The following is a 1,729-nucleotide window of genomic DNA, read 5'->3' as shown; positions in this document are numbered from 1 at the left end:
CCATGACTCCGGAGAGAGTTTGCCAAACTGCCATGACCATCCACCTCGAATCCCAATCCGATCTCGAAGAAGCCGTCCGCACGCTGGTCAAGCGCGATCCGCGCCTCAAGTCCGTGCTCGAGATCGCGGGCATGCCGGCGCTCAGGCGGCGCGAGCCGGGCTTTGCGGGGCTGGCGCATATCGTCTGCGGGCAGCAACTGTCGACCGCGAGCGCGGCGGCGATCTGGGGACGGTTATCTGCGGCCTTCGATCCGTTCGATCATGAGGCGGTGCGCCGCGCCCGCACCGACCGGCTCGGGCGGCTCGGACTGTCAGCGGCCAAGATCAAGACGCTGAAACATCTCGCGCGCGAGATCATCGCCGAGCGGCTGAACCTCGACGTGCTCGCAGAGGAAGACGCCGACGCCGCGCATCACACGCTGGTCTCGCTGCCGGGCATCGGGCCGTGGACGGCCGACCTCTATCTCCTGTTTTGCCTTGGCCATGGCGACGCATGGCCGGCCGGCGACCTCGCCGTGCAGGAGGGCCTCAGGATGGGTCTCGGCCTGAAGGCGCGACCGACGGAAAAGCAGATGGCGCCGCTCGCCGAACCCTGGCGTCCCCTGCGTGGCGCGGCCGCGCATCTGTGGTGGAGCTACTACCGCGCGGTGAAGAAGCGCGAAGGTGTGCTTGCGGGAAACTAGAATTTTTACGCATGATCCTATCGGAAAACCGCTTCACACTTTTCCGGATCATGCTTTAGCCCCGCAACCGTTCGCGGTCGGCCCGGGCACATTCCGCGACATAGTCCACCACGGCGCGCACCGCGGACAGCTCGACCAGATCGGGATGGGCGAGCAGCCAGAGGTCGGCGACGCTGACGAGTTTTTGCGGCGCGACGCGCACGAGGTCCGGATAGCTTTCCGCGACGAAGCAGGACAGCGCGGAGATCCCGATCCCGGCGCGTACCGCCGCCAGCATGTCGCCCTGCGAAGAGCAGCGCATCACCACGGTGCCCTGGCGCGTGATCGCATCGCTCCAGCGCGCCAGCTGCGCGTTCGAATCCTGATCGGCAAAGCCGATGACGCTATGCCCCTTCCACTCGCCGCTCCGTTCCGGCAGAGACCGGCCGTCAGCATAGCCGCGCGAGGCGTAGAAGCCGGTGCCGAGACGGCCGACCTTGCGGCCGACCAGATTCTCCTCGCCGCTGTCGACCGGCCGCAGCACGACGTCGGCCTCCCGTCGGCGCACGCTGGCCGGAAACGGATGGGTGATGATCTCGAGCCTGATGTGATCATGCGCGCCGAGAAAGGAACGCAGCCGCGGCATCAGCCAGTGCGAAGCCAGCGTCGCGCCGATCGACAGCTTGACCGTGCCGCGCGCCTTGCGCCCGCCGGCGCCAACCGCCGCCTCGGCCCGCAGCGCCGCGGCGGCCATCGCCTCGGCATGCTCGCGCAGGGTGCGGCCGTCGGCGGTGAGCACGAAACCATCCGCCGCACGCGCCAGCAGCTTTGTGCCGAGCTGCGCCTCCAGCGCCGCGATCTTGCGGCTGACGGTCGGATGGCTGGCGTGCAGGCGCTTGGCCGCGGCGGTGAAGCTGCCGGTATCGGCGACCGCGACGAAGGTCTTGCAGAGATCCCAATCCACCGCCGCGCTCCGTACAAATCTGAATATACGTATGTTCAATATTGAACGATCCGCCGCCGGCCGTCCAATCCTATAGTGGGGTCAAAGCGCCGGCCGGCGGAAG

Annotated in this window: 2 protein-coding genes; one reads left to right on the top strand and one right to left on the bottom strand. The window is 67.5% G+C overall.

Annotated elements, in window-relative coordinates:
• Positions 1 to 32: 32 nt before the first annotated feature.
• On the top strand, positions 33 to 683 hold the full coding sequence (locus tag AOQ71_RS12605; protein ID WP_057746662.1) for a DNA-3-methyladenine glycosylase family protein: 651 nt from the start codon (positions 33 to 35) through the stop codon (positions 681 to 683).
• A 55-nt stretch (positions 684 to 738) separates the two neighbouring features.
• Here the strand turns inward: AOQ71_RS12605 and AOQ71_RS12600 are convergent, their stop codons facing one another.
• The gene (locus tag AOQ71_RS12600) at positions 739 to 1,626 is read right to left on the bottom strand and encodes a LysR family transcriptional regulator (protein WP_057746659.1); all 888 of its coding nucleotides are present in this window, start codon (positions 1,624 to 1,626) and stop codon (positions 739 to 741) included.
• Between the last annotated feature and the right edge of the window lie 103 nt (positions 1,627 to 1,729).

The sequence above is a fragment of the Bradyrhizobium manausense genome, assembly GCF_001440035.1.
Taxonomy (GTDB): domain Bacteria; phylum Pseudomonadota; class Alphaproteobacteria; order Rhizobiales; family Xanthobacteraceae; genus Bradyrhizobium; species Bradyrhizobium manausense.
The sequence above is the reverse complement of the archived record's forward strand: the minus strand, read 5'-3'. Positions and strand labels throughout refer to the sequence as shown.

Bases quoted from the DNA above. Each gene is read 5' to 3' on its own strand.
- AOQ71_RS12605 (WP_057746662.1), top strand. From the start codon at position 33: ATGACCATCCACCTCGAATCCCAATCCGATCTCGAAGAAGCCGTCCGC.